2 protein-coding genes and 3 pseudogenes are annotated in these 23,206 nt (G+C 43.0%); all 5 read left to right on the top strand.

What is annotated here, in order from left to right:
- The first annotated feature begins 187 nt into the window (after positions 1 to 187).
- The 5 genes and pseudogenes from FS373_RS14540 to FS373_RS14550 all read left to right on the top strand — a co-directional run bounded on the left by FS373_RS14540 (position 188) and on the right by FS373_RS14550 (position 23,176).
- Positions 188 to 8,575 (top strand): non-ribosomal peptide synthetase, encoded by an 8,388-nt coding sequence (locus FS373_RS14540; protein WP_152829715.1) that lies wholly within the window; start codon positions 188 to 190, stop codon positions 8,573 to 8,575.
- Positions 8,575 to 17,964: pseudogene (locus FS373_RS14545) on the top strand (amino acid adenylation domain-containing protein); the annotation flags it as partial. The gene FS373_RS14540 and the pseudogene FS373_RS14545, both read left to right, overlap by 1 nt.
- A gap of 90 nt (positions 17,965 to 18,054) precedes the next feature.
- A pseudogene (locus tag FS373_RS32745) lies at positions 18,055 to 19,578 on the top strand (amino acid adenylation domain-containing protein); the annotation flags it as partial.
- 84 nt (positions 19,579 to 19,662) lie between these two features.
- Positions 19,663 to 21,957: pseudogene (locus tag FS373_RS32750) on the top strand (condensation domain-containing protein); the annotation flags it as partial.
- Positions 21,944 to 23,176 (top strand): MFS transporter, encoded by a 1,233-nt coding sequence (locus tag FS373_RS14550; protein ID WP_152829717.1) that lies wholly within the window; start codon positions 21,944 to 21,946, stop codon positions 23,174 to 23,176. The pseudogene FS373_RS32750 and the gene FS373_RS14550, both read left to right, overlap by 14 nt.
- The last annotated feature ends 30 nt before the right edge of the window (positions 23,177 to 23,206 follow it).

The raw sequence follows: 23,206 nt of genomic DNA on the forward strand, positions 1-23,206 counted from the left end.
AGACTTCGCTCGGGGATTTAACACCGATTGGCGATGAGAAATTACAAAGTAAGGTGTCCGGTTGGACTTGAATAGTCCAAAACTAGGAGGGTCTAGGGATATTTTGCTTCGCTTACGACCTGTTTTTACACGTATCCCGACTGATACAAAAACTCGTTTTTGTGTAGTACACATCTGGAGATGAATAATGAGATTATCGAATGATAGATATGGTCTGAATGAAGCCGAATTTGACAAAATATTTTGTCAATGGAATAAACCCAATACGTCATACCCCTCAGATAAAACAATCAATCAACTATTCGAAGAACAGGTAAAAAAAACACCTAACAGTATTGCTTTAGTCTATATGTCGCAAGTTTTGACTTATAAGGAACTGAATCAAAGGGCGAATCAATTAGCAAGATATCTTCGTAAAGAATATAGAAACAAGACATCGACCCCCTTAACAGCCAATACACTCATTGCCTTAAGGCTAGATAAAAGCCTAGAGATGGTTGTTGCCGTTCTCGCGGTACTAAAAGCAGGCGGGGCGTATGTCCCCATTGATCCTAGTTACCCACCAGACCGCTTAGCTTATATATTAGATGATACAAAAGCCCAAATTGTATTAACACAACAACATTTCGCTAAAGCGCTCCCTGCTACAACTCAAGTACAATATATTGTTACTGATTTAGATTCAGACATTTATAACACTGTTGATGGCGATAACCTGAAAGAGTACGCAACGGCTCAAGATCTGGCCTACGTGATCTACACATCAGGAACAACGGGGAAACCTAAAGGGGTGATGATTCCACATAAAGGTATCGTCAATCGCCTAACTTGGATGCAAAGCGAATACCCATTGTCGGCACAAGACGTTGTTCTCCAGAAAACGGCCTATGTGTTTGATGTTTCTGTATGGGAGCTGTTCTGGGCACATTGGTATGGCGCCAAGTTAGTCATGTGTGAACCCGAAGGACATAAGGACAGCAGTTATCTTTATCGGTTGATCAATGACCAGAATGTCACCAAGCTGCATTTCGTGCCAAGCATGTTAGATGCATACAACAGCTACTTAATGGCGAACCACTTAACATTAAACCCCTGCATTAATACCCTATTTTGCAGTGGCGAAGCACTGCAGCCGATCACGATGGAGCAAACCTACCACAATGCAGTCAACAAACAGTTTAAGCTGCATAACTTATACGGGCCGACCGAAGCCTCAATCGATGTCACCTACTTTGAAACCTTTGCGGGTCATGATATCTGTATCGGAAAGCCAATCGCCAATACCAAAGCGTACATCTTAGATGAAAGTCGACGTCCTGTTCCTATCAACACGATTGGAGAACTTTATATCGGGGGAGCAGGATTAGCACTCGGATACCTCAATCGTGCACAACTCACTGAAGAACGGTTCATCCCAAATGATTTTGCTACGGAGGATGATATTAGAAATGGTTACACAAAATTATACAAAACTGGCGATTTAACCCGATGGACTGCCGATGGCAACATCAGCTACCTTGGGCGCAAGGATGACCAAGTCAAAATTCGAGGCTATCGTATAGAACTAGGCGAAATAGAATGTACGCTACGGGATATTGAAGCTATTGAACTGGCCTGCGTACTGGCAAAAACCAGAGAAACGGATATTGGCACCAGTAAATATTTGGTTGGCTATTATAAAGTGATGCCCGGCCACAGTACGACACAAGCGCATATAGTGAGTGAGTTGTCCAAAGCATTACCGGAATATATGGTCCCTAACGCCCTTGTGGAGATGGCGGAATTTCCGCTAACGGTGAATGGCAAGCTAGACAAAAAATCGTTACCCGAAGCACACTTCACCGCCACTGAAAACTATGTTGCGCCTCGCAACGACCTCGACAACAGACTCTGCACGCTTTGGCAAAGCGTGCTCTGCATTGAAAGAGTCGGCATCACTGATAATTTCTTTAGATTGGGCGGTGATTCCATTCTAGCGATAGTCTTATCTGCCAAAATGAGCCAGCTCCTAGACTATGAAATAAAAGTTGCCGATATCTTCAAGTTTACAAGTATCGAAACGATCTTAGCGGATTGCCCGAAAAAGAAAAAAATCAGCATTCCGAAGCTTGAACAAAATACATCCGCGCTTTCATTTGCACAGGACAGACTCTGGTTTATTGAAAAATATGAAGAAGGGACATCAGCATATCACATTCCTTGCCTATATCAGCTCAGTCCCGATGCAAACATCAGCTGGGTCAAACAAGCAATACAAGCCGTTGTTGCGCGTCATGACATTTTAAGAACCACGATTGAACAAACGGACCTGGATGATATTCAAGTTATTCATCGTGAGCCAGTATCAATTGCAGAAAAACAGGTGAATGACGGCTCAAATTATCGAGATATACTCAGTGAAGACATCAATGCCCCTTTTGATTTGCGCAGCCACTATCCAATAAAAGTCACTCTTTATCAGCTACAGGATGATAGCTTCAGTTATTTATTGCTCATCAACTTTCATCATATAGCAGCTGATGGCTGGAGCGTTGACATCTTCGAACGGGATTTTATGTCCTATTACGATGTGTATGCGAGCCAACGTGGTCGGAACTTAGCAGAACTTCCCATTCAATATGTGGATTACGCAGAATGGCAAAGAAAGCATTTGCAGGGAGACGCATACCAAGAACAAGTCAACTATTGGAAACATAAACTCGCGGGATACCCCACCCTAGAGTGCCCAACAGACTTCCCCAGACCCAACAACGTTAGCTATGCAGGCAAGCATGAATGTTTCTCAATAGACCTTGAAACTAGCCAAGCGTTAAGAGCACTAGCAAAACAGGCAAATTGTACTTTGCATACTGTCACGCTCAGTCTTTTTTCACTCCTATTAAGCAAATATTGTCATCAAACAGATATCGTGACCGGGACACCAATCGCAAATCGACACCTGGTACAAACACAGGATTTAATTGGGCTATTTATTAATACGCAAGTAAATCGAGTGCACATTAACGCTTCTGAAACATTCAAAGAACTCATTCAGAGGGTGCAGCAGGATCAAGTCGATGCACAACGACACCAAGACATTCCATTCGAACAATTAATGAAAGAATTAAAGGTAGAAAGAGATATCTCTAGACATCCAATATTCCAAATAATGTTTGGTGTGCAAGGGTTTGGCCATGTAGAAGAGCAGGGCAAAAACAACAAGGGTAACCCCTTGATCCCTTACTCTGGTTTAACCGACATTTATGAGTACGCTCGATTCGATATGGAGTTTTTCATCGATGATAGACAAGAAGCGCTACAAGGTATTATTCGCTACGCGCACAAGCTCTTCAAAGCTGAGACAATCCTCGCCATCATTTCGCGTTATAAATATTTGATTGAACAAGTTGTTAGCATTGCTGATGTCAAAGTCCACACCTTGAGCATTCTTCGAGACGAGGAATTAAAAAAGTTAACCCATGATTGGAACCAAACAGACAGAGCATTTCCGACACACAAAACGATTCATCAATTATTTGAAGAACAGGTCGTCAAAACGCCTCATTCAATCGCAATACTCTCTGCTGAAACGCGTCTCTCCTACCGAGCATTAAATATCCGCGCAAACCAGTTAGCGAGGCAGATAAGACATCTATATCAGCAACGAACAGGTGATGAGCTAGCGCCTAATACATTGATTGCCCTTTACCTGGATAGAAGCATAGAAATGATTGTGGCGGTGCTAGCGGTGTTAAAGGCAGGAGCCGCATACGTGCCAATCGATCCCTCATATCCAACTGAAAGATGTCGATTCATGATTGAGGATACGCAAGCAGAGCTTGTGTTAACACTGAAAAACACTTTACTTAATGAGTATGCAGCGTCAGAAGAGCGTTTATCGCAACCTATTTGCGCACGAGATAAATGGGTGACCATCGACCTTGATGAGCCATTCTACCGACAAATCGACAGCAGTAATCTTGAGTCCTATTCCAACTCTGAGCACCTTGCCTACGTTATTTACACCTCAGGAACAACGGGCAAACCTAAAGGAACAATGCTGCCGCATCGTGGCATCGTGAATCGGATCACCTGGATGCAGGCAACGTATCCATTGTCAGGATCGGATGTTGTGCTGCAGAAAACACCCTATGTTTTTGATGTCTCTGTATGGGAGCTTTTTTGGGCTCATTGGTATGGTGCTACGTTGGTACAGGCCAAACCTGATGGCCATAAAGATAGCGACTATCTGAATAAACTAATCGTAAAAGAGAGCGTAACGACATTACATTTTGTGCCAAGTATGTTGGAAGCATACAACGGATTTTTAACGTCGAGTAATGATAAGCTCCCTAATACCATTAAGCAGATGTTTTGCAGTGGGGAAGCTTTACATGAAACCACTGTCAATACAACTTATCATCTTGCACAAAGCCCTGAGTTCAAACTGCATAACTTGTACGGGCCAACAGAAGCCTCCATTGACGTGACATATTTTGAGACTACAGCTGGCAAAGCAGTCTCAATAGGTAAACCGATCAATAATACTCGTGTCTACGTTCTCGATGAAAACCAACAGCCGGTACCCGTTGGTGTCGTCGGCGAGCTATACCTTGGTGGCGCGGGGTTAGCTTATGGATATCTCAACAGACAGGCGCTAACAGCTGCGCGTTTTGTGGACAATACATTTGCAACAGAAAGTGATCGTCAAAAAGGCTATTTAACCCTATATAAAACGGGTGATTTAGTGCGTTGGTTACCCGATGGCAATATCGATTATATCGGTCGTAATGATGACCAAGTTAAGATCAGAGGACATCGGGTTGAGCTCGATGAAATTGCTAGCAAGCTCAGGTCTGTAGACGGGATTAAGCAAGCCTGTGTGATGGTCAAGCAAAGAGTGATCAGTAGCAGTGTCACCCAATACCTCGTGGCTTATTACACCGAAACAAGAAAAGACAGTGTTAATGATGAATTAATATTGGATAAGCTTGCTAACGATCTGCCGGACTATATGCTGCCGAGTGTGTTCGTTAAGATGGATGCTTTTCCGTTAACAATCAATGGAAAACTTGACCGTCGGTCACTACCTGAACCGACATTAAACCATGATAAGAACTTTAAAGCCCCGAGAGGTCAACTCGAAACCGCCTTGTGCCACATCTGGCAAGAAGTGGTGGGCCTTCAACAGGTCGGTATTACTGATAATTTCTTTAGGATCGGAGGGGATTCAATCCTAGCAATAAGAGCCGTTTATCTTAGTGCTCAAACAGGATATCAGTTTAGTGTTGCAAATATATTCCTCTATCCAACGATAGAAAAACTTGCCGATTTTCTGCGTAAAAACCAGAACGCCCACCCACCTTACCGCCACCAAAAAACCTATCAACCATTCGACCTGGTTGATCGTACTCAGCTAAGCGACGAAGACCTCAGTCATTTCGAGGATGTCTATCCTGTTAGCTATACACAACTTGGCATTATTTCTGAAAATCTTAAACATGAACACTTAGTCCACACTGATAATTTTCATTTTAAGGTTTTTCACCCTTATTCGCATACCAAGCTGCTTGCCTCTCTTAATGTGCTCTTAAAACGCCATGAGCTATTGCATTCTATCATTCATGATCATCCCACTTATGACTTTTTGATTGGTGAGAAAAAAGACTACCAAGTCGAGGACTATGTGGTTGTGCACACGTTGATTTCGGAGGACTACGAGGCTTTTGATGGTGAAGCGTTTGGTCACGAAAAGTTCTCCATTGACGATGTTATCAATGATATGGGACAGACGCTTTTTCAACTGCATGTCATTATTAATGAAGAGGATACGTCAAACTTTACTCTTGTTGGCCTGTTTAATCATGTCATCGCTGATGGATGGAGTTTGAATCTCTTTTCGAGCCAATTGATGAATATGTACCTGTATGACAAGGAACCTTCGTTTGTCGACAGCATGAAATATGCTGAGTTTATTGCCAATGAACAAGAATGTGTGGCAAGAGATAACAGCAGGGAGTTTTGGCTAGATCACCTTAAAGACTATGAGCCAAAGCCACACCTAGAATTACGTAATACCATCGAAGCCAACTTGATTGAGGTTGACGCACTATTGGTACAAGTTGATCCGACATTCATTGAAAATGCCCACAAGCTTTGTGAAAAACTGCACATTAATATCGATATTATTTTCATGGCAGCCACCTATGTACTGATGTCTAGGTTTTATACCAGTGATGATATTACTCTGGGCTACATACAAAATAACCGTCCAGAAACAATCGGTTCAGAAAACACCTTTGGCTATTTTTTAAATCCAATCCCACTTCGAATTAACGGTCAACATAACGATCCAATTGAACTGTTGGAGAAAATCAATCAAATAAGATCGCAGGTTCTCAATCATAAATTATATCCCTATCCGCTGATACAAAAAGAATTAGGGGCAAATGGTACTCTCTTTAATATGGCCTTTAACTACATCAGTTTTAAGGGGATAGATGCATTTTCCGGTAAGGATATCGACACCTATATCAACACGGGTCTAGAGGATGTCCCCGCGTATGTGGAAGTGCGCGATATAAACGGTGAGTTTTATATACAGCTTAATTTTAAAGAAGGTAGCGTTGATGCTTATTATCAGAAATACCTCACTGAATATTATCTGTTTTATTTAGCCAGCATTCTCAGTGAAAAGCCAATAAAAAACCTGATGCTTGAGGATCATAAAAAAATTGTCTCGACCTGGAATCAAACCGAAGCAACCTATCCTAAGGATAAAAATCTCCAACTCTTGTTTGAGGATCAGGTTAAAAAAACACCACAGAGTATCGCGCTGGTGTTTGAAAACGAGAAACTGACTTACCATGAACTCAATGTGCGCGCTAATAAGCTTGCTCATACAATTCGTGCACAGTATCGAGATGAATATGGTACTGATCTTCAGCCTGATACTCTGATTGCTTTATATCTGGACCGTGGTCTGGAGATGGTGATTAGTATCCTTGCAGTGCTAAAGTCGGGTGGTGCTTATGTGCCTATATCTCCTGAGTATCCTAAAAATCGTACGACTTATATTCTTGCTGATATTAACGCGACGCTGCTACTCACTCAGCAACATCATCTTGAGCGACTTGACGGCTGGGCATCAGAACTCGACAACTCACTCGTGTTTATTTCAATAGATCACCGCGATTTTTCTTCGTTACAGACCTCAGATAATCCTGAGCCAGTCAGTTCGGCCACTGATTTGGCTTATGTTATTTATACCTCTGGAACAACAGGAAAACCCAAAGGGGTCATGGTAGAGCAGGCCGCTGTGACGTCCTTTGTCATAAACAACAACTACCTTGATGCTAAGGATGTGAATGTAGTTGCCAGCCTTTCTTCTCACGTATTCGACGGGTTTATCTTTGATTTATTCTTCTCCTTGCTGAATGGAAAATCCGTTGTTCTTTTGAAAAAAGAGGATGTACTGGAGTTGCCAGCATTGGTGAGAAAATTATCTTACCATCATGTTGACTCTCTCTTTGTGACCACAGCCTTGTTTAATTCTTTGATGGTAAACGGCGATCTGAAAACCACAAGCTTGCGGAATATTTTATTTGGTGGTGAAGCATCAAACATAAAACAGGTTGCTGATATTATTCGCAAGTATCCAGAATTATCATTCACTCATGTGTATGGCCCAACTGAGTGTGTTGTATTTGCTACTGCGTGCAGATTATCATCAATGTCAGCTGCAGTATTACCCATAGGTAAGGCTTTACCAGGAAAGTCGCTGTATATTCTTTCTAGCTTAAATAAACCGGTCCCCATCGGCGTACCCGGAGAGTTATATATCGGTGGTGCTGGGCTGGCACGGGGCTATTATAATAATCCAGCTTTGACATCTGAGCGCTTTATCGACAACCCCTTCGCCACCCAATCTGATATCGAAAAAGGTGATACCCGTCTGTATAAAACGGGCGATTTAGTGCGTTGGTTGCCCGATGGCAATGTGGAGTATCTGGCCCGTAATGATTTTCAGGTAAAAATCAACGGCTATCGTATTGAGCTTGGTGAAATTGAATCTGCTCTGACAGCACTACCTGATGTAAAACAGGCCGCGGTCATTGAACGTGAGCATCAGGGACAGAAGTATCTGGCTGCCTACCTGATGCAGCAGGGGGGGGCTTCGTTTCAAGCTGAAGTGTTTCGCAACGCACTGAAAGAAACACTGCCCGAATATATGGTGCCTGCGACTTTTACCCAGATGACTGAGCTTCCGCTGAGCATCAACGGTAAGTTGGATCGACATGCACTACCGGAGCCTAAATTTGTTGCAGTAGATAATTATGTCGCACCACGTGATGAGCACGAGAAAGACATTTGTGTCATCTGGCAAGACGTATTAGGGCTGCAGCGAGTCGGGATAAATGATGACTTTTTTAAAATAGGGGGGGAATCGATATCAGCCATTAGACTATCCCACCGTGTTACCGCTGAATTAGGTTATCAAGTCAGCGTTGCCAATATTTTCAGCTATCCGACGATCCTATCTCTCCTTGAAAATATAGATTTTAACAAGCAATCAACTACTTATGGTGAACTCTAATGCACACAGTCTACGAAACTCTCATTTTTGCAAATAAAATTGGTATTTCTCTTTGGGTTGCAGAAGGTGACAAGCTTAATTATAAAGCCACCAATCACCCTAAGACTGCAGACACGCTAAAAGACATTGTGGCGCTGAAACCTGAAATTATTGATGTGTTAAAACGCAATGGGATCCATAACGAGGTCTATCAACTTCCAATTATTTATCGGTGCGAGCAGGCACAGCCAAAGCTTTCCTTCGCACAAGAGCGACTTTGGTTTATTGAACAATACGAAGGTGGCACAAACGCCTATCACGTACCGAGAGTTTATCAATTACGTCCTGACGCGAATATAGAAGGGATTAAGTTTGCCATCAGAACGATCGTGTCCAGACACGAAGTCTTGCGCAGCACGCTGAACACACAAAACGAGGTGGCCATACAGTGTGTGCACGAAGACGAGCTCAACATTGACGAGCACACCGTGACTTCCACAGATGAACTCACCGCGGTAATAAGGAAAGCGATCAACCGGCCATTTGATTTAACTTGTCAATACCCTATTCGAGTCACGCTTTATCATATCGAGAAGCATGAGTTCGACGATAGCACGACAAGCCAAGCGGACACCTTGCTATTAATTAACATTCATCACATTGCCACCGATGGCTGGAGCATGGACTGCTTTCAGCGTGAGTTTCAATTGTGCTACACCGCCTTTACTCACCACCACACGAACGATATAAAACTGCCGATTTTGCCCATTCAGTATAAAGATTTCGCTGCTTGGCAACGGGAATATTTTCAAGACGATGTATTGCAAGAACAAGCAGACTTTTGGTTAAACAAACTAACAGGTTTCGAGAGCCTCAACTTACACTGTGACTATGCTCGACCAAAGTATCTGGAATACCTTGGTAAACGTCAATTTTTTACGATAGATGAAACAGTCAGCTCGAAGCTGCAAGCCTTCAGCAAAGCACAAGGCACCACGCTACATGTTATCCTGTTGAGCGTCTTTTCTATCGTATTAAGCAAATACAGTGGGCAAACTGACATCGTCACAGGCAGCCCAATTGCTAACCGGCATTTTTCACAGCTTAAAGACAGTATTGGCTGCTTTGTTAACACTCAGGTGAATCGCACCCAGATTGATCCACACGTCAGCTGCGAAGAGCTGTTTTCACAAGTTCATGATGAACAAGCAGAAACTCAGAAACACCAGGATCTTCCATTTGAGAAGCTTGTAGAGCTACTTCAAGTCGAGCGAGATTCAAGTAGGCACCCTATTTTTCAAGTCATGTTTGGTGTACAAAGTTTTGGCAAGTTGGTGGACGATTCTGATGCACTTCACAACAGTCCACTGCTCCCTCGGGATGATATAAACCAGGAAAATGAAATTGCTGCATTTGATTTATCATTATTCGTTGATTGTAGTGAAGATCATTTCCACGGCATGATTTCATACAAAACAAGCTTGTTTTGTAAAGATACAATAGATCAGTTTATTCGCCACTATGGTTATATCCTAGAACAAGTGTTGGAGGCACCAAAGCAGCCGATAAAAAATTTGACTCTCCTGTCACCGGACGACTATGAAAAGCTGGTCAATCAATACCGTTACACTGAACAGCATGACGGTACGACCAACAGTATTTCCCAGTGCTTTTTAGCACAAGTCGAACGGTCACCTCATGATATTGCCTTAACCTATAATGACCTGAACCTAAGCTATCAAGCACTCAATAACAAAGCGAATCAGTTAGCAGCACAGATACAAAAAACGATTAACCAAAGTGAAGTATCGGCCACAACCCACAAGTTGAAAATTGGTTTATTGCTTGATAGAAGCCCGGAAATGGTGATTGCTATGCTAGCAATCTTAAAATGTGGTGCGGCTTATGTGCCGATGGATCCAGGTTATCCTAAACAACGACTGGATCATATGGTCTCAGACACTAAGCTGCCGCTCATCTTATCATTGCGCCGCACCGCATACTCGGATGAGCCGAATGAGTCCGTTCTAAACACGCAAAAACGGTTTAAGGAACATTACCGATCGTTCGCCGACAAACTGTTGATTATCGACTTAGATGAAACTTTTTATGAGACCAAAGCTAACGAGATACAGATAGACTGTCACCCCGATGATTTAGCCTACGTAATCTATACTTCTGGCACAACGGGCAATCCAAAAGGTGTCTTGATTAGTCATGCCAACATCTCAAGCCTAATATTTAGCGACTTCTTAAGCATCAATCGTGATGATACTTTTATGTTCTTGTCCTCGCCAATATTTGATGCGGCAACATTCGAAATTTGGATGCCATTATTACATGGCTGCAAACTCGTTATCCCTAACGATGTTAAGTCTCTCATGGCCTCACCTGATGATTTGGCTATTCTCCTCGACAAACACAATATCACCACTCTTTGGCTCACTAACACATTGTTTGAAAACCTATATTCAATCAAGGCAGATTTATTTCAGCATCTACATTACTTATTGGTCGGTGGTGAAGCACTCAATAAAGAGATTATTAATCGTCTGATCGAATCAAAATACCGCCCTAGACACCTACTGAACGGTTATGGCCCCACTGAAAGTACAACATTTACCTGTATTCACTCAATGGATAATAAAATTGGCACCGCTAATGTGCCCATCGGAAAACCGATAAAAGGCAGAACATGTTATATCCTCGATAAGGATGAAAACCCTGTTCCTGTAGGCATCGTTGGCGAGTTGTATATTGGTGGGGCCGGGATCGCTCAAGGGTATCTCAACAACCCTACACTCACCGAAGAAAGGTTCATCCATGATCATTTCATTCACCATCGTGGAGCGGTGAGTTCACCCCGAAAACTGTATAAAACAGGGGATCTCGTGCGGTGGTTACCCGATGGGTCCATTGAATATATAGGACGCAATGATGCTCAAGTTAAAATCCGCGGCTATCGTATAGAGCTCACCGAAATTGAAAATAAACTAAAAACACTATCAGGGATAAATCAAGTCGCAGTGTTGGTCAACACGCGCGAAGTCGGGAGCAGAGTGAATAAAATGTTGGTGGCTTACTATACGACCAATAAACCACAGCCTATTACGCCACAAACGCTCACCGAGCACTTAATAGAACAACTGCCTGATTATATGATCCCGAGCGCGTGGGTTGAACTCGATGAATTTCCGCTAACGATCAATGGAAAACTTGATACCCACGCACTGGCTAAAGTTGAGATTGCAGCTAACAGCGATGGCGTTGCACCGAATAGCACTTTAGAAAAAACGCTGTGCCAAATCTACGCCAATGTATTAAGCCTCCTGGTCGAGGACATAAGCATAAATGCAAACTTTTTTGCCATAGGAGGCAACTCGATACTGAGTATTCAATTAAAGCATCAGCTCAATCAGGTTAAAGAATTTACCCACCTCTCAATTGCAGATACATTCAAATTTAATACCGTCAAAAAGCTGATTCAAAGTGTACAAAATAAAGACAACAATGCTTACAAACTACAAAAAAGTGCCGATAGCAATGACAACAAAATCGCAGTTATTGGACTCTCTGGTAGTGTTAATGGTGCGGATAATATCAGTGAATTATGGTCTCTGTTAGCCAATCAACAAGAGGGAGTAACGTTTCATAGCCAGGAAGAGTGTAGAGAGCTCGGGGTGTCTGAAGCCGTTCTTGCCAACGATAATTACGTACCGATCTCCACTCATATTCGACATACTGACAAATTTGATCCCTTATTCTGGAATATGTCACCGAACGAAGCCAAGCTGCTTGACCCGCAAATACGAAAGTTCATGGAGCACTGCTGGTCTGCACTTGAATCATCTGGCTATATTACCCAACGAAAATCACAGCTGATCGGCATCTTCGCCGGAAGTGGAACAGACCATTATTTCCAAAACAACATCGTAAACCGGACGCAAACAGGAGAAATTAACCTATGGGAAGCTTCTATCTCAAACCGAAAAGATGCGCTGGCAACCAAAACCGCGTATTTTCTTGGGCTGACTGGCTCAGCGAATTCGATTAATACAGCCTGCTCTACAGGGCTCGTCTCAATTGTCGAAGCTTGTCGTAATCTCCAGCTAGGGACATGTGACATGGCCCTCGCTGGAGGGGTATCACTCAGCATGCCTGAAGAAATAGGATATACCTATACAGAAGGCATGATCATGGCACGTGATGGTCATTGTCGGCCATTCGACCTAGACGCATCAGGGACCATTCCCGGCTCAGGTGTCGCCGTGGTTGTACTCAAGCCACTGTCAGCAGCAATGCAAGACAACGATGAGATTCTTGGAGTAATATCCGGGTATGCAACAAATAACGATGGTGATCGTAAGACAAGCTATACCGCTCCGTCACTGATTGGGCAAAGTGAATGTATCATCAACGCTCAGGTAATGGCGGGTATCAGCCCAGCAGATATCGATTACATTGAGTGTCATGGCACTGCAACTCATCTAGGTGATCCTATTGAAGTTCAGGCGCTTAAGGAAGCGTTTCATCATCAAACTCCAGAAAATGGCTTACAGAGTAAAGCGGTGCTGGGCGCTGTTAAAGCCAATATAGGGCATACCGATGCCGCATCGGGAGTCGTGGGTTTGATCAAAGTTCTCCAAATGCTGCGGCACAAAATGATACCTGGTCAGGCAAATTACGCGTCTGCAAATGTCGAGCTTAACCTAGACGACACACCTTTTGAAATTATTCAGCAAAACAGGCCGTGGGAAGCAAACAACATCAAACCCCGCATTGCGGGAGTGAGTGCCTTTGGGATCGGCGGGACAAATGCCCATGTCATTGTAGAAGATTTGTCTAATCAACCGATACCAGAGGCTGCTTTGGCAGCAGAATGTACAGAGGGTGAAGGCCAGTCCGTTATCGTTCCTATATCGGGTAAATCTAGATCTGCACTGGAAAACTATAGAACTGTTTTGCTGAGCTACATTGAACAACATGGTGATAAACCAAGATTACTCAACGATCTGGCTTTCACTTTATTGAACAATCGCGAGCACTATGATCACAGAAGCGCCTATGTTGCTGGTAATTGTGAGGAACTGATCCAAGCCATCAAAGCAGATCAATCTTACTGTCAAGTCGATATAGAATCAGACACTAACGTCATTTTTATGTTTCCAGGGCAAGGCACACAATATGTCAACATGGGCAAAGGGTTATACGATAACGAACCACAGTTTGCTGATATTGTTGACCACTGCATCCAAATCGCCAGCCAATATTTGCCTAATGATTTGCATGATGTCCTGTTTACACAAGGTGAACACCCCACCAATAACATCAACAATACAGAATGGACGCAAATCTGTCTTTTTGTCATTGAATACTCATTGGCGAAATTCCTCACCCTGATGCGGGTTAACGCTGATGCCTATATGGGACACAGTATCGGTGAATATGTCGCCGCGACGCTATCGGGCATCTTTAGCTTAGAAGATGCCATCAAGGTCGTGATCGCACGTGGTCAGCTGATGCAATCAATGCAACCAGGCAAGATGCTGGCAGTGCAAGCGCAGCTAGCACAAATACGACAAACGGTAGAGTCTCATCATTGTGAAATATCAGTGATCAACTCTCATGAAGATATCGTCATATCAGGATTAGAAGAAGACATACAGACCTTGCAGGCTGACTTTACCCACTCAGACATACCATCAGTACTCCTGACGACATCACACGCTTACCATTCTCGGATGATGGATATGGCGGCCCATAAATTCAAGCAAGTGCTATCGACTGTCACCATCAATGCTGCCAGTAAACCTTTCGTGACCAACCTGACGGGGAAAATGGCCACATCAAATGTACAGTCTGCAGAGTATTGGTGTGATCAGTTGAGGAATACGGTTCAATTCGCAGAATGTATCGACACGATCAGTCAGCACTTTGACCACAAAGTGACCTTTATCGAAGTCGGTTTGGGCAAAGGCCTGACGTCCTTTGTCTGCAAATATATTGAATCAGATAAGAGGAAGAACATTCATGTATTTAATATACTCCCCTCTTATAAAGGGAGTCAGATCTATGATGTTAAATCTAGATCAGATGTATTAGCCATTCTATGGAAGAATAATCAATGCCTTGCTGAGAATTTAGATGTTTATCGAAACATCGCTTCAGGAAGAAATCTTTCTGATTGCCCCACTTATCAATTTGATCGACAAAAATGTTGGATTGAAAAACCACTAAACAACGTTCACCAGAATCAGCTTCAGCTTTTAGAAAAACAGCACTGGTATAGCACGCCACAATGGTCAACCTGTAAACCATTTCATAAGAGCAGTAATCGTATTCTCTTTAGTAAGGCTCTGATTTTACTGAGACACGGCCAAGAATACTGTGATACCTACGCCTCATTAGCAACATCAAGTGCTATCGTCAGGCTCAATATTAATGTGTCTGAGTACTCCGTAATAGACAATAACATCTTAGTTAACCCAGAAAATGAAGATCATTTTTTACAGCTGCAAGCACACTTTGTGAATGGGCAATATGACGCCATCATTCATGCTGCATCGATTGATAATCATGAGCGCCTCGAGCTCGCACTCAGTTACAGTTTTTATTCACTATTCTTGACTAGAACCTATTTACTAACCAGCCCTCACCTCAAAACACTGTTAGTGTTGACTAACCATATTGCTCAAATTAGCGAAGTTGATCCCGTGAATCCTAGCAATGGCACTTTGGTAGGAGCTGGGCGAAATATTAAACATGAATATGCGCATATCAATACCGGATTACTGGATGTAGGGGTCGTTGGTCCACACACAACGGCCTATATACAGCAGGCGTTTCAGGTTAACTCCAATTACCGAACAAACACGCTATTTGCCATAAAGTATGGCAAGCTTTGGCAAGAAAGTTACCACGTGGTTGATCAAAAAAACCTTACTAGTCAGCCGGTTATTTCTGATGGTGATATTATCCTCGTCACAGGCGGCATGGGGGGGGTTGCGTTGAGCATTGCACATGCCATTGCTGAAAAACACCGAGTCACATTTATGCTGCTGAGTCGAAATGATATCTGCCAAAATCAGGCACCTTCAGACTACGTGAAGCAGAAGCTGGACATCATCGAGAGTATCAAAACAAAGGGGTCCACGGTCTTAACGCGAGCCGTCGATATTGCCAATCCGGATCAATTCAATCAGTCGTTCCTTCAGGCACTTATTGCAGAGAGAGACATCACAGGCATTATTCACACCGCAGGGGTCTCACCGCTTCCTCCTGAGCAATACAATATCCAAAATATGAAAAATGCGCTTGCGGGTAAAGTGTATGGACTTAACAATATATTAAGTTGCATCAACACTCAGAGGTTAAAGTACCTAGCTACGACCTCTTCGCTTGCGAGCATTATGGGTGATGTCAATCGGATTGAATATTGTGCGGCGAACAGCTATCTCGATTACCTTGCTGTCGATAAGCTCAGTCTAGGCGATACTGCTGTTGTCTCAATTAACTGGCCGGGCTGGTCTGATATTGGTATTGTCAGAAATCAGGAGAAAAATAATACAAAATCCGCTACCAATGAGTTAAGGGACGATAATTCGCTGGGTTCATTGATGTTGTTAAACTCAGTAAAACAGCAAGAAGGCGCATCGGTTTTCTACGACCTTATCCAGCAACCCTACTCGCAAATTATCTTCTCTAAACTCGATATCAAACGACTAGAAAAGGCACTGTTCCAGCCATCAGATCCAGCAGAAGTCACATCCAGCAATGAGGTTGTATTACTGGAAGACTCGCATTCAGAACAAGAGGCCCAGGTGGCACAGCTCTTTGCCGATATATTAGGCGTGGAGCAATTGTCTCTGGATGATGATTTCTTCAACATTGGTGGAAACTCCATTCTCGCCATTCAGCTATCCCACAAAATTAGCCAAACCCTGGACAGGGATATCAAAGTGGCAGATATCTTCAAATATAGAACGATTAAAAATATTCTCTCTTCTGTTGTCACGAAGCGCAAGCTTGATATCCCCAAAATAGCGGATCGAAGAGTCACCTTGTCATTTGCACAACAACGTCTGTGGTTTATTGAGCAGTATGAGCAGGGAACCCATGCTTATCATATCCCGACCTTATATCAGTTAAAATTGGGAACTGATATAGCAGTATTGAAGCGGGTAATAGCCAAGATCATGGATCGCCATGAAGTGTTGAGAAGTGTCATTGAGCAAGACGAAAATTCAGAGTTAGGCGTACAAATCGTATGTGATAAGCCCTTACAAGTCGAAGAGGTTACTCTGTCAGATCGCGCTTCCTTGGATGCAATGATCACTCGAGATATTACTTGTCCATTCGATTTATCTAATGAGTACCCAATAAGAATCAAGCTCTACACTTTTTCCGCTCCCACGGAAACAAGCGCCCCCGAACTGACCGGCCAACATACCGACCATCAGCATATACTGCTCATCAACATGCATCATATTGCTACAGACGGGTGGAGTCTGGATATCTTTCATCGAGAGCTCTCTGCGCTGTATACGGCTTACAATACGAATCAATCAACTGAACTGATTACGTTGCCAATTCAATATAAGGATTTCGCCCACTGGCAGCGTACGTATTTGCAAGGGGAGGTTTTACAGCAGCAACTTGATTACTGGAAAGAAAAACTGACAGGGTTTGCGACACTTGAATTGCCTATCGATCATCAAAGACCCACTCAGGTCGACTATCAGGGCGGGCATCAGAAATTTACCCTCAATGCAAACATCAGTCAGGCAATACAATCGTTGGCGAATGAAAAACAAACAACAGTCCATACGATCCTGTTGACCGCTTTCTCAGTGTTGCTCAGCAAACTATCAAATCAGTCAGACATTGTGACAGGCTCCCCGATTGCCAATAGGAATTACGCGCAAATAAAAGATCTCATTGGTTTATTTATCAACACACAAGTGAATCGAGTGGAAGTTAATCCAGAATTGACTTATCACCAGCTCATTGAGCAAGTACATCAAGATCAGATCGCTGGGCAACAATATCAAGATGTGCCATTCGAAAAGCTGGTTGAAGCACTGAGTATCGATCGAGATTTAAGCAGACACCCTATTTTTCAGGTTATGTTCGGCGTGCAGAGCTTTGGTCAATTGGATAATAAGGAAGAGGATGGCCGCACACCGCTACTCCCCTATGAAATAAAAGAGCCCACTGATGAAATAGCTCGCTTTGATTTGGCTGTATTTATTGATGACAGTCGGGATGAAATACAAGGGCATGTATCTTATAAAACCAGTCTGTTCAACGCTGCAACGATATCCAGTTATATTAACCGTTTTACACAGTTGCTAGCATGTATTCTGCACTCTCCAGACGACGCAATACGGACACTCTCTATCCTGACAAGGGAGGAGGAGCACATCATTCTCCATGACTGGAATCACAGCCAATGTGATTATCCAAATCAGTCAACCATTGCTGAATTATTCCAACGCCAAGTTGAGCTTTGCCCGGATAACATTGCCCTCGTCTGTCGTGAGACACAGCTTACCTATCAAGAGTTAAACAGCAAATCAAATGCTTTAGCCAACGTGATTCGCCAGACATACAAGCAACGAACGGGGGCTGATATGAAGCCGGGCACACTCATTCCCTTGTGTTTCGACAGATGCCTGGAGATGGTGATCAGTATACTGGCAGTATTTAAGGCCGGTGGCGCCTACGTTCCCATCGATCCAAATTATCCAAGCGAGCGAATAGATTACATACTGAGTGATATTTGTGCGGCGTTTATTCTGAGTAAGCGCTGTTTTGTGCAACACAATAAAACGGAATCGAGTTCGAATAAACCCGATGATCAGCACATAAATCGACCACTCTTCTTTGACGATTTTGCCGTGGTTGCCGATCTTGATGAGGCCTTCTATCATCATGCTGAGCCTAACCGCCCTCCATTTTCTGCTGCCACGGATCTTGCGTATGTCATTTATACGTCAGGAACAACGGGCCAGCCTAAAGGGGTGATGGTGACTCATCGTGCTTTAGCTTATTACACCTATATGTTCATTGAAACCGTTAGTGTAGACAAAATTAATTCTGCCTTTGTATTAAACTACTGCTTTGATGCGTCACTACCAACCATATTTTCTGGTTTATTAACGTCAGGCACAACAACGATACTCGATAACATCAATGATTTTACCTCTCAGGATTTGGTGGCATATCTACAAGCCGAGAAGATCAATACGTTAAGGCTTACCCCTTCAATGCTGATGTCATGTCAAGATGAGTTGGTAAAATATAACACGCGACTTAGCCTCGTCTTGGGGGGAGAGCCCATAAATTATGCAGCGGTAAATGCATTACGCTCAAATAGTCATATAAAACTCTTTAATCAATACGGTCCAACGGAGTGCACCGTCGGCAGCACCGTCAAGCCCATTAGTGAAGATGTCTCTGTACAAAACATAGGGAAACCCTATGCTGGCAAACGGCTATATATACTTGATCAGTCGAAGCAACTCTCTCCAATTGGGCTAATTGGTGAGCTCTATATTGGAGGCGAAGGCTTAGCCACGGGGTATTTAAATCGTTCAGAGTTAACCCAAGAACGATTTGTCGCCAACCCCTATATGACGAAAGAAGACAAACAGAAAGGCTATACACGGTTATATAAAACGGGGGATCTTGGACGTTGGCTGGACAATGGGGATATTGAATATATTGGTAGAAACGATGATCAAATTAAACTTCGTGGTTACCGTATTGAGCTGGGAGAAATTGAACATAAAATTCTGGCTCTTCCTGGAATAAAAGCAGCGTGTGTTTTATTACAACAGCAAGCCAATGCGAGTCATCACAAAAAATACGTGGTCGGCTATTATCGATTAGAGGATAACGTACACATAACCGGTGATGTTATTTTACAACAATTGGCCATTCATCTTCCGGAATATATGTTACCCAGTCATGTCATTGAGGTCGATGCGTTCTCACTGACGGCCAATGGTAAATTGGACAAAAAAGCCTTGCCTAAACCTGAGTTCACTCAATCAGAGCATTATGAGACTCCCAGCAATGAATACGAAAGAAAAATCGGGGTTATCTGGCAGGAAATTCTAGGGTTAGAGCGTGTGGGCATGACTGATGACTTCTTCCGTATTGGTGGTGACTCCATCACCTCTATCCAAGTCGCGAGCCGAATTCGACGAATGGGTTTAAACTGCCAAGTTAAGAATGTCTTCGAATACAGGACGGTGAAACGCCTGTGTCAATATCTATTGAGCTCAGACTCGTCCGTAAAAATGCAATCAGAAGAGGGAACATTAAGGGGGGAACTCGGTTTTTTACCCATCCAAGCGTGGTTTATAAATCAAGTCTGTTCTGGCAAGATACGGAATGAAAATCACTGGAATCAGAGCTTTCTTGTCAAAGTACCACAGTTAGATTGTGACATTATGCCAGAAGTTATTCGCCAACTTATTAGTTACCACGATATTCTACGAGTCCGCTATACGAAACAACAAGACACTTGGTTGCAAAGTTATCAGGCTTCGATGGAACAACCAGAGCTTAAAGTGCTAGATGTTAGGCAGTATAGTGATGATGAACTGAACGCAGTACTCACAGACTGGCAAAGTCATTTTGACTTACAGCAAGGTCCACTCTTTCAGTGCGCCTACCTTTACGGATATCGAGACTCAAGCGCGAGACTGTTCTTTTCATTGCATCACATGATTGTGGATTCAGTAAGCTGGCGCATATTGATAGAGAATTTCAAAACCTTGTATGAAGGAGGCACTCTAGAAAAGAAAGGCACGAGCTACCGACAATGGGTCAATGAAGTACGACGCTATCCTGACATTAACCCTGATGAAGACATGTTTTGGCAAAGACAGGTCGATGTTCTTGCAGATTGTCACTCGCTATTAGATCGAGAAGACAAAGGCCAACCTGTTTGTTTTCATGAAATAACGTTAAACCAGGAGCTGACATCTGCACTCTTGCAAACCGCAAATAGGCCCTATCATACGGCGATTAATGAGCTGTTGCTTACCGCCTTGGTCTACGCTTTAAAACACATATCTGGGAAAGATATCCATGGGATCACTTTAGAAGGCCATGGAAGAGAACACCTCAGCGACTCGATAGATCACAGTCATACCGTTGGATGGTTTACCAGTAAGTTTCCCGTTAAGCTTCAAGTGCAGCACGACCTTGCTGTGACAATAAGAGGCATAAAACACCTGTTACGCAGTATTCCAAATAAAGGGATTGGGTTTGGTGCTTTTGTGGCTAATCAGTCACAGTCACCAGCACCAAGCTATGACTTTAATGATATGCCTGAAATCAGTTTTAACTATCTAGGTCGCTTCGACGCTATTGAAGGCTATTGGCAAGTCGTCAATGAAAACAGCGGCCAGAGCGTTTCACAAGACAACCCCATGCTAAATGTCCTCAACATCAATGGCATGATCAATGACGGGAAATTATATTTTGGCATTCATTCAAAACTCTCAGCAATACAAGCCATAGAGTTCTCAGAAGCTTTTCAGAAAACACTGGAAACGGTCATTACGCATTGTTGTGAACAAGATAAACGGCAGGGGTATATCGCTCACCCAGAAGACTTTAACGACTTTGTTCCCTATGAAATGGTTAATGAGACAATCAACCAACAACCGATCTTTATTTTTCCCCCAGGAGGCGGCGGTGCTGAATCATTCTACAGTAACCTGGTACCTCATATGGCGGATCATAAACTGGTGTTATTTAACAACTACTACGATTTTATCAATGAGAAAAAAGGCGAGCAATCGACAGATAGCCTCACCTTTGAAACGCTCGCGATATTCTATATTGACTATATCAAGCAACTACAAATCAAAGGGCCCTATCTCTTTATGGGCTGGAGCTTTGGTGGGGTACTGGCCTTTGAGATAACCAAACAGCTGACCGCTTTGGGAGATAAGGTCAGCCATTTAGTGTTACTTGATTCTTATTTCAATTATAAGGAAGCATGGAATCACTCTACGTTCACTGCGCGCGCGCAATTTGAGAGAAACGTGAATTATCAGTACCAACCTAAGCCATTTCGTTGCCCCGATCCAATAAAAGTGACCTTGTTCAAAGCAAAACACGTTGATGAAGGCAATGTCCCTCACGGTGTCGTCAATAACAGCGTAGAGGGGGACTATGCTGAAAATTATAGGAGCATCCATGCCTATTATGTGAATAATATTGAGGACAACCATGTCAATCAATATATCAGCCATGCGGATATCAATATCATCCCGATGGAGGCATCACACAATAGCTGGGTTAACAATCGCCAAGTCATACAAGAAATAGTGGACGTTTTAAATACCCCACCCCATCGGGTAGGTCATGACAGCCATTAATAACAAGGCGAAATTGTTTTCCCTATGCATGGTGCTTTTTATCGATGCGATTGGCTCAGGTTTGATTTTACCCATTCTTCCTGAGCTGTTTTTCAACCCTGAATATGGCTTATTACAAGGTTATGCTTTCCATAATACGAATGTGATCTATGGGATCACCCTCGCGGTTTTTCCATTGGCCAGCTTATTTGGAAAGTATTTATTTGGAGCACTGTCTGATCATGTGGGGAGAAAGAAGACGATCATCGCGGGCCTTAGCATTATTCTGCTTTCTTACTTACTCAGTATCATCGCGATAATGATAGACAGTATCCCACTTTTTATCCTGGCCCGCTTCATTACAGGGTTTGGTGCCGGTACCTATACCGCTGTCTATGCCATGATCGCGGATATGAGTAAAACGATTGAAAGAAAAATGACCAATTTTAAATGGCCTGCTCTCGCCACCGTTTTAGGCTTTATTGTGGGTCCTATTCTTGGTGGGGCATCTGGTATCGCCCATGGGCAACTATCGCTAGTGATTCCTTTTGCCATTGGTTTTATATTAACGTTATTGAACATATTTAAAGCAAAGGCCTCGCTCGAAGAAAATGTGGTCGTTCAGGGGAGCCACCATTTCAGCCCATTATTTTTTTTTAAAGAGTCGTATCATTATCTACTCTCTATAAAAAACAAAAAGCTGATTAAGTATCTCCTCGGCAGCTATTTAGTGTTTCAGTTTGCAATCGGCTTGTATATCCAATCCATTAGCCTCTATTTGTCAGAGTATTGCCACTTTACAACCAATCAGATAGGTTTCTTCTACGTCGTGATGGGGGGGGCGATTCTGTTGAATACTCTCGTTATACAAAAAAGGATCCAGGACAGATCGAGTCCGCTAGAAATAACCACTAACATTTCACTGGTGGGGATTGTAGTGTTTGGTATTCTCGAAATATCAAGACTGCTCTTAGAAGATAATATTATGATTACATTTATCGTTTCATTTGTAGTCTATATTTTGCTCAATGTGAGTGTCAGTGTCTATACGGCTTTATTGTCTGAGCACACCTCAAGTTCAGAACAGGGAAGAATCATTTCGTTATCAGGTCAGGCCTATTCGCTTACTTGGTTTCTCGCAAGCCTGTTTATTGGCGTCCCAAGAGCGAATGATTTCTTACTACTTATCTGTATCACTTTTCTGTTTCTGAGCTTATTATTTATTCGCAAGTTGCAATAGCATAGCGTTTCGATCCAGCTTATAAAATAA

The organism is Shewanella sp. YLB-07, assembly GCF_009377275.1.